Annotated in this window: 9 protein-coding genes and 1 pseudogene; 6 read left to right on the plus strand and 4 right to left on the minus strand. The window is 36.3% G+C overall.

The genetic code is table 11. The annotated features are described in order from the left end of the window. Positions 1 to 267 precede the first annotated feature (267 nt). The 6 genes and pseudogenes from DM84_RS02885 (at position 268) to DM84_RS02910 (ending at position 5,510) form a co-directional block, all read left to right on the plus strand. A pseudogene (locus DM84_RS02885) lies at positions 268 to 1,767 on the plus strand (YifB family Mg chelatase-like AAA ATPase). Between the two features lie 92 nt (positions 1,768 to 1,859). Beyond that, entirely contained in the window at positions 1,860 to 2,354 is a 495-nt protein-coding gene (locus DM84_RS02890) for a hypothetical protein (RefSeq protein WP_250778245.1), read from the plus strand. Positions 2,355 to 2,592: 238 nt separating this feature from the next. Continuing rightward, entirely contained in the window at positions 2,593 to 3,783 is a 1,191-nt protein-coding gene (gene ftsZ, locus DM84_RS02895; RefSeq protein ID WP_250778246.1) for a cell division protein FtsZ, read from the plus strand. Further along, positions 3,783 to 4,181 carry an EVE domain-containing protein gene (locus DM84_RS02900; RefSeq protein WP_250778247.1) on the plus strand — a complete coding sequence of 133 codons (399 nt, stop codon included), beginning with the start codon at positions 3,783 to 3,785 and terminating at the stop codon, positions 4,179 to 4,181. The genes ftsZ and DM84_RS02900 overlap by 1 nt, the downstream gene beginning before the upstream one ends. Continuing rightward, on the plus strand, positions 4,175 to 4,627 hold the full coding sequence (gene ybeY, locus DM84_RS02905; protein ID WP_250778248.1) for an rRNA maturation RNase YbeY: 453 nt from the start codon (positions 4,175 to 4,177) through the stop codon (positions 4,625 to 4,627). Before DM84_RS02900 ends, ybeY begins: the two co-directional genes overlap by 7 nt. 94 nt (positions 4,628 to 4,721) lie before the next feature. After that, positions 4,722 to 5,510, plus strand: a complete 789-nt coding sequence (locus DM84_RS02910) for a succinate dehydrogenase iron-sulfur subunit (protein ID WP_250778249.1) — start codon at positions 4,722 to 4,724, stop codon at positions 5,508 to 5,510. Positions 5,511 to 5,512: 2 nt separating this feature from the next. Here DM84_RS02910 and DM84_RS02915 read toward each other — a convergent pair whose 3' ends face one another. The 4 genes from DM84_RS02915 to DM84_RS02930 all read right to left on the minus strand — a co-directional run. Then, positions 5,513 to 6,649: a hypothetical protein gene (locus DM84_RS02915; protein ID WP_284706118.1), complete on the minus strand. Its 1,137-nt coding sequence runs from the start codon at positions 6,647 to 6,649 to the stop codon at positions 5,513 to 5,515. A 56-nt stretch (positions 6,650 to 6,705) separates the two neighbouring features. Beyond that, entirely contained in the window at positions 6,706 to 7,485 is a 780-nt protein-coding gene (locus tag DM84_RS02920; RefSeq protein WP_250778251.1) for a GNAT family N-acetyltransferase, read from the minus strand. Then, positions 7,475 to 7,957, minus strand: coding sequence for a phosphatidylglycerophosphatase A family protein (locus DM84_RS02925; RefSeq protein ID WP_250778252.1), 483 nt, complete (start codon positions 7,955 to 7,957; stop codon positions 7,475 to 7,477). The genes DM84_RS02920 and DM84_RS02925 overlap by 11 nt, the downstream gene beginning before the upstream one ends. A 19-nt stretch (positions 7,958 to 7,976) precedes the next feature. Continuing rightward, a partial coding sequence (locus DM84_RS02930; RefSeq protein ID WP_250778253.1) for an NAD(P)H-dependent glycerol-3-phosphate dehydrogenase occupies positions 7,977 to 8,755 on the minus strand: 779 nt, incomplete at its 5' end.

Genomic DNA, 8,755 nt, shown 5'->3' on the forward strand with positions numbered 1-8,755 from the left:
AGTGCGAAAATTTAAACAATGAGACGCCAAATACTCTAAGTTTTTTGTCATTAATACACTGCAGAAATTGCGAAGATAAATAAATGGCTTCAATGTTATTATAAGGATAACGGCAAAGGTTGTCAAGTAGTTTTTTTGTTTCTATTGAATCCAACGCGCTGCTAAAAACTATGCAAAAAGTCTGGTGACAGCCCAAATCAAGGAGTTCAAAGCCTTTATTTCACAACTTCTTTAATATATTTCATTAAGAATTTTATAAAATGTATTATGATTGCAAATATAAATACCGTTGCGCTTCAGGGAATTAATATAGTGAATGTTAATGTCCAAATTCACATGGCAAATGGTGTTCCTGCCTTTAATATCGTTGGATTGCCGGACAAAACTGTTGCAGAATCCAGGGAACGTATTAGAGCAGCACTAAACTCAATTAATCTACTGCTCCCTCCTAAAAGAATCACAATTAATCTTTCCCCTGCAGATTTGCTGAAAGAAGGCAGCCACTATGATTTGGCTATTGCTATTGGACTGCTTGTTGTGATAAACGTTATACCAGTTGAAAAAGTTCAGTCTTACATCATTATGGGTGAACTTTCCCTTGACAGCAGGGTTATTTCAGTTTCAGGGGTTTTGCCAGCGGTAATCAACGCAAAACAGAAAAACAAAGGAATAATCTGCCCAAGGGGAAATGGAATAGAGGCTTCATGGGTAAAGAATGTCTCAGTTTTGGCTATAGAGAAATTGACCGATATTATTAGACACTTCAAAGGTGAGAAGTCGATTGAGCCGGTAATTTTTAATAAACCGAAAGAAAAAAGATCAGTACCAGATATGAAGGATATTAAAGGCCAAGTTGTAGCAAAAAGAGCGGCTGAAATAGCAGCAGCAGGCGGACATAATATGCTTCTTGTTGGACCTCCCGGTACTGGAAAGTCGATGCTTGCCAAATGATTTATAGGGCTACTGCCTGATTTAACTGAGCGTGAAATGATTGATGTAAATATTATTTCCAGTATAACACAAGCTGGCAATGAGATATTCAAGGTAACTCGTCCCTTTCGTGAACCTCATCATTCATGCTCCATGCCAGCGATGACAGGAGGAGGGAAAAATGCGAAACCTGGGGAAATCACTATGGCTCATAATGGAGTATTGTTCCTTGACGAATTGCCAGAGTTTCCAAGACTTGTGCTTGATTCCCTACGCCAACCACTTGAAGGCAGAAAAGTTACTATTGCAAGGGCTAACGCCCACATTACCTACCCAGCACATTTTCAACTAATTGCTGCGATGAATCCCTGCAGGTGTGGCTACTTAGGAAATGCAAGTAGATCGTGCAACAAAGCTCCACGATGTGGCACAGATTATAGGAATAAAATATCAGGACCATTGCTTGATAGAATAGATATATGCATCGAAATGCCAAATGTCAGCATACTTTCTCCTGAAATTTATTCAGAGGGAGAGAGTACTGACAGAATCAGAGAAAGAGTAATAGCGGCAAGGAGAATTCAGGCTGAGCGCTACAGCAAATTAAGTATTAGTTGTAACTCAGAAGTAGCTGGTGAAGCATTGAATAAGTTCACTAAGCCAGACCAAGCAGGGTTAGAGCTACTAAAGCACGTGCTAAAAGAAAACTATATTTCCAATCGAGGTTACACACGCGTATTAAGAGTTGCAAGAACCATTGCAGATCTTGCAAAAAGTGAAGAAGTGAAAAGAGCGCACATTGCTGAAGCTCTCAATTACAGAATAAGAGCGTACTAATAAATTAATTTGCTTGACAGGAGGTTTTTCTTATGATATATTTTACTTCTAATAAATAAGAATTTAATACATTATGTTTTAGGAGTAGAGTTATGGCATTAACAAATTATAAATATAAAGAAGGTGATGGTGTTCTTCATTCTATTTCAGAAGGATACAAGCAAGATGACTGGGGAATTCCAGGTGCTATTGGTGGGTTTGGTGAGTACGTTAAAAATAACAAATGGAAAACAGCTGCAGTTGTCGGTGTGGTTGTAGCAGTTCCGCTTATGGCTGCTTATTTTTTAAGCCCAGCTTATGCAGGTTTTGTCAATACAACAGCAGCATCAACTTACGCTGGTACGATGGCGGGAGTTAAGGGATTATATGCACTTGCCGCGGCTAATCCGGTATTTACTGGTCTGCTAACTACTGCAATAGTGGTAACTATTGGTACTTTCATATACATGAACCTTAGTAAAGCAAACCAAATTGAGAAAGCATGTGAATTGCTTAAAGATGAAAATCCAACAAGCAAGATAGACGAACTTAAGGAAGTATTTGGAATCTCACAAGAAAAAACTACTGCTCCTACTCCAAGTCAATAGCAGTTTTCGGCAAAAAGGGATAGATTTCTATCCCTTTTTATAAACGTTTTCTATTTCTTGAGCTGGTCCAATAACGCTATCTGAAAGTCTAGTAATCGTCGCATCTACGGTACTCATAAAGTTAAGAATAAGTAAATCTTATTTACTGTTTATGTCTATAGAAGTGAAAAGTGTTTGCATATTGTTAAAAAAGCAGTAACTTATTATCAAGTGAATTCACTAAATTTGGGAAATTTAAATGTCAATTGACCTTAGTCTGCCAGAATTACCTATATTGCACCCAAGGATTACCGTTGTGGGAGTGGGCGGTGCTGGCGGAAACGCTGTGAATAACATGATCCAATCCAACTTGCAAGGAGTGAATTTTGTTGTAGCAAATACTGATGCTCAAGCGCTAGAGAAGTCATTGTGTGATAAAAAAATTCAGCTAGGTATTAACTTAACTAAAGGACTTGGTGCTGGTGCTTTGCCGGATGTCGGCAAAGGCGCAGCAGAAGAATCAATTGATGAGATTATGGAGCATATAAAAGATAGTCATATGCTTTTCATCACGGCAGGAATGGGTGGTGGTACTGGAACAGGTGCAGCGCCAGTGATTGCGAAAGCAGCAAGAGAAGCAAGAGCTGCAGTTAAGGATAAAGCGTTAAAAGAAAAAAAGATACTGACTGTTGGAGTTGTAACCAAGCCATTTAGCTTTGAAGGTGTGCGTCGTATGCGCATTGCAGAACTTGGACTTGAGGAATTACAAAAATACGTGGACACTCTCATTGTTATCCCAAACCAAAACTTGTTTAGAATTGCCAATGAGAAAACTACATTCTCTGATGCATTTAAACTTGCTGATAATGTCCTGCATATTGGTATCAGAGGAGTGACTGATTTAATGGTTATGCCGGGGCTCATTAATCTTGATTTTGCTGATATAGAAACAGTGATGAGTGAAATGGGCAAAGCAATGATTGGTACTGGAGAAGCGGAGGGAGAAGATAGAGCAATTAGTGCTGCAGAAGCTGCAATATCTAATCCATTACTTGATAATGTGTCAATGAAAGGTGCGCAAGGAATATTGATTAACATTACAGGTGGCGGAGATATGACTCTATTTGAAGTTGATGCTGCAGCAAATAGGGTACGCGAAGAAGTGGATGAAAACGCAAATATAATATTCGGCGCTACCTTTGATCAAGCAATGGAAGGAAAAGTTAGGGTTTCTGTTCTTGCAACTGGTATTGATAGTAGCACTGTTTGTGATGACAAGCCAGAAACTCCGTCTGTGAATCAAAGCGAGACTTCAGAGAAAGAAAAGTTCAAGTGGTCCTATAGCCAAACTCCTGTACCAGAGATAAAACCAGCTGAACAAGTAAATGAAGGGGTTAAGTGGAGCAACAATATCTATGATATACCAGCCTATTTAAGAAGAAAGAAATAATGCAATTTTGGCTGCTTAAGTCAGAGCCAAGCGAATATTCATGGCAAGAAATGGAAAAGGAGAAGGTAGCTAAGTGGGATGGTGTATGCAACTATCAAGCTCAAAGCTATATGAGAGCTATGAAATTAGGTGATTCTGCGTTTTTTTATCATACAGGTAAAGAAAAAGTGATATTTGGGATAATTGAGGTCTTTAAGGAATACTACCGCGTTAACGGCTCCAAGTTTGGACTGGTAGACGTGAAATTTTCCAAGCCTTTGAGTAATCAAGTAACGTTAAGTGATATAAAACGAAACCCACTTTTAAAAAACATGGCCATATTAAAACAACCGCGCTTGTCAGTTTCTCCAGTATCAGAAGCCGAATGGAATGAAATAATAAGAATGAGTGAATGTTAGAAGTAAATATTCTCGATGAGAGGTGGCACAGCATTACAGGAGATCCAGAGAACTTTGTATTAGATATTATAAATGCTTCTCTGAAAGAATTAAAAATAGACCATTATAAACCAAGTATATCGATAGCTCTTGCTGATGATGATTTACTACGTCGACTTAACTTAAGATTCAGAAAAATGGATAAGCCAACTAACGTGTTATCATTTCAGTGTGAGCAATTATCCAACAAGTGCGATTTAGGAGACATAGCAATTTCAATAGATACAATACAAAAAGAGTCAAATGAGCACCATATATCTATCCTAGCTCACGTTGCACATATGTTAGTGCATGGATTGCTACATTTACTTGATTACGATCACCAAAAAGAAGATGAGGAAATTATAATGAAAGACCTAGAAAGAAAAATTTTAACTTCGCTGGGCTATAATATGAGCGCGATTTAAAAGGAATTTAATAAAAAATATAGTAGAGAATGCTAAAATGTGTTATCTACAAAGCAAAAGGGTTTTTAGCTATAGACGATAAAAGGTAAGCAATATGGTCCAGTTTTCTCTGCCGAAAAATTCTAAAATTAATGAAAAGGGCAAGTTCTACCCTGCTCCTGCTGGAGTAAAAAATGTCAGAAGATTTCAAATTTACCGTTGGTCTGCTGATGACGAGAAAAATCCTAGAGTAGACACGTTTTTTATTGATATGGATAATTGTGGCCCTATGGTGCTTGACGCATTAATAAAAATAAAGGATGAAATAGATTCAACCTTAACTTTCAGACGTTCTTGTAGAGAAGGAATATGTGGATCTTGTGCTATGAATATTGATGGAACCAACACTCTTGCATGTACTAAATCCATAGACGACATAAAAGATGACGTAAAAATATATCCATTACCTCATATGTATGTAATAAAAGACCTAGTTTCGGACCTGAGTCAATTTTATGAGCAATACAAGTCAATCAATCCTTGGTTACAAGCAGATAAACCTGATTTGCCAAATCAAGAGTATTTACAATCTCCTGAAGATAGAAAAAAACTGGATGGACTTTCTGATTGCATATTGTGTGCTTGTTGTTCAACTAGCTGCCCAAGCTATTGGTGGAACAGTGATAAATTTTTAGGACCAGCAATACTGCTACAGGCTTACAGATGGATTGCTGATAGCCGTGATAATAAGACAAATGAAAGACTTGATGCCTTGAATGATCCGTTTAAGTTGTATCGTTGTCATACAATAATGAATTGCACGAAAACCTGCCCTAAAGGGCTTAACCCAGCAAGAGCAATAGCGAAAATGAAACAGCTTATGGTAGGAAGGGAAGGAGTTTGAGGCTACCTTTTGCATTCCTCATAGGAAAAGAGCAAACCTTCTGAAGCATAGGGTATTATCAATATCCTGAACATTTTTCCATTTGTAAGATGAATTGTGTCATTATGTGGTCCAAATAATCTTTTGAATAACTCATGCCTTTGGTTACTAATAGTTTGGAAATCTTTTTGTTCTAAAAGCTTCTGAGATTCAAATAGGTAAAGCATGACTTCATGATAAGTTGGATTGGATGCCAAAAACTTTGTATCAAGTTGAAAGGTTTTTACAAAAGCATTATTATGAAACTTCAGTTTTTGATTCTTACTGTATATTGCAATAGCAATTGGTAACTCCTCGAGTAAATTTTTCTGTGCAGCTAAATAACTATCTAGCCTAGCACGTAACTCCTCTGCATCGCTAACATCTTTTCCATACATCACTGCGCCACCAAAATTTTGTATTGGAATTCTAATAAAATCAAAAACCTTGCGTTCGTTTTTGCAAGTTATCACATGTTTTCCTGGTTTGGTGCTGTGGACACTGTCAGTAACAGCCAATCTCCGGGAGCTATTTATATATTTATCATAAAATAGGTTGCAAAACTTTACTTTTTTATTTTCATTATATTTTAGTATTGGAAACGGTAGAGAGTTGAAAATGTTCCTGTAGTTCTCTACTTTTTGTTTAAGCTTACTATTTTCTAACTCCAGTTCGTTAGCTTTTATTTTGTAGTCTGAGACGTTTCTTATCCACAACAGCACGCCAATTACGTTATTAGAGTTATCTATTATGCTTCTACCATAACATATACAGTAAACTTCGCCGCCTTTTGACTTCAAGTCTAGAGTAAAAGATTTATTTACTTTTTTTGCCTCAGTAAAATTTTTAATTAAGCTTTCCGATTGCTCAAAAAAATTGACAAACTCATTAAATGAGTAAAAAACAGTATTAAGTAAAATTAGTAAGTTAGGGGAAAACTTTTCTATACGTTTTTTTGCATCCCAAATATAAAACCCATCATCCACAGTATCAATTAAGTTACTTATTATAATATTTTGATGTTGTAGGCTCTTAATTTTATTATCCACTTTCAATTTGGAATAAGAAAGAAAGAATAATATTAAAATTAATAATAAAACTACTTCATACAAAAAAAACATAGTACTTTTAAAACAGACGTAAAAATTTATAACCGCTCAACAAGGGTATGTATAAGTTACGCTGAAGAAGTGTACAAGTAAAGATTGCCTAATATCTGAAAGCCCAATCTTCTGTAGAGGTTAACGGAAGGTTTCATACAATGTGCTACTATATATTTGCACTTAAGCTGCTGAATTATCTTGATTCTTTCTAAAACCATTTGGGTACCTATTCCACGGTTTCTATGAATCGGTAAAACTCCATCGCTATAGAAACCAGCTATGTTGTCCTGAATGCAAAAGCCGCATGTCCCAACAACTTCGTTGTTTAGTGTTGCAAGAAAAAATCTTAATCCTGAGTCTTTATCATTATAACTCGATAATCCGCGAAAAAATGTGCTGACAATTCCAACGTTGTGATGAAAAATCTTAGAAGTACATAAATCTAACTGTTCTAAGAGGTTGCTACTATTTACAGCGTTCAACCTCAAATCTGGAACAATGTCAGCAGGTAAGAGGTAGTTTTTCATGTTAAGTAAAGCTTTTTTTGGTGTGCTAACGTGTTTTATCTCACACTTTTCTAAAATGCCCTTTGTCTTTGCATGCGAATCCATTACCCATGTTGCTTCTATATTCCTTGCTCTAAGATAATCTAGGGTTCTTTGTACAGAAAGCTCGTTACATTGGTCTCCACAAAACACAAAATTGAATAATGATTCTCTAGTACCATTGATTGTAAATGTAATGTTATCAAATTCGCCATGCACTTCCCACTGAGATAAGCTCGCTGTGTACAGTATATAATCCTTCAGATTTTTAGTAACCAAGCTTGAATAATAAATTTTCTTATCCTGCATACACAGACAATGAACAATAAAAGGCCCCTACGAGAACACAGGCTGAAATTGCAGCTATAATATCATCCAGCATAACGCCTAGAGGACCTTTGATATTTTTATCGATCAAATTTATAGGCCACGTTTTTATTATATCAAAAAACCTAAAAGAAAAAAAGCACAACAATAATAAAGAACAACTCACTTCTTGGTTTAGCAATGTTGAAATTAGAAATATTGTCAGCAATTGACCAACTACTTCGTCAATCACTACCTCTTTTGGATCATGTGAAGCCTGATAATGTTTTATGTAATTACTTGTGGACCACAATCCGATTAAGAATAAGAAAAAGATAATTGCTGCACCTAAAATTTTGTTACCTAGTATTAGAGGAACAACTGGATAAGCAGCTAAACTGCCTATAGTACCTGGCATTTTTTTTACTGTGCCAGATAGCCACCATGTTGATATCAATTTATATAAAAATTCCACGGTACACCAAACTATAAAATTAATTTACAAGAGCAGAAATAGTATCTTCTATAGATACACTTTCATACAACAATCTATAGACCGCTTCACATATAGGCATTTTTATCTTTAGCTTCTCTGTTAAATTAAATGCAGATTGAGCGGTACTAAAACCTTCAGTCACTGACTTACCTTCTGACAGAATCTGCTGAACGTCAAAGCTATCGTTACTACTACCTATTTTAAACCCAAAGGACAGATTTCTTGAATTCAAGGATGTGCATGTCATAACCAGATCACCCAAACATGCTGGTCCAAGTAGCGTGTCTATGTCTATATTAGCGTTACCTGTTTTTGCTAGATATAAAGTCTTTATTTCATTCATACTATTTGTTATCAGTGCTGCGTGAGCATTGCATCCAAGTTTTTTACTTAAAATAATTCCACATGCTATAGCAAAAACATTCTTCAGTGCTGCACAAATCTGTACTCCTATGATGTCCCTGCTAAAGTGTAGTTTAATATTTTCCTGCTGTAGTTCTGACATTAGCTTTGGACCTAATGTACTGTTTTGACATGCAAGAACCATTGAATAGGGTAGTTTTTTTGCGACTTCTATGGCGAAACTGGGGCCTGAAAAAATGGCAACTTGATTGTTAGGTAAAACTTCATTTACTATTTCACTAGGTAGTTTTAATGTAGATCTTTCTATTCCCTTACAGGCTAAGATTATTGCTATGTCTTTTTTTAGGCCACAATCATGTAATTGCTGACATACCTGTCTTAGAGATTGGGTAGGAACAGAGAGGACTATTGCTG

It is taken from the genome of Wolbachia pipientis (genome assembly GCF_023661085.1).
Lineage (GTDB): Bacteria > Pseudomonadota > Alphaproteobacteria > Rickettsiales > Anaplasmataceae > Wolbachia.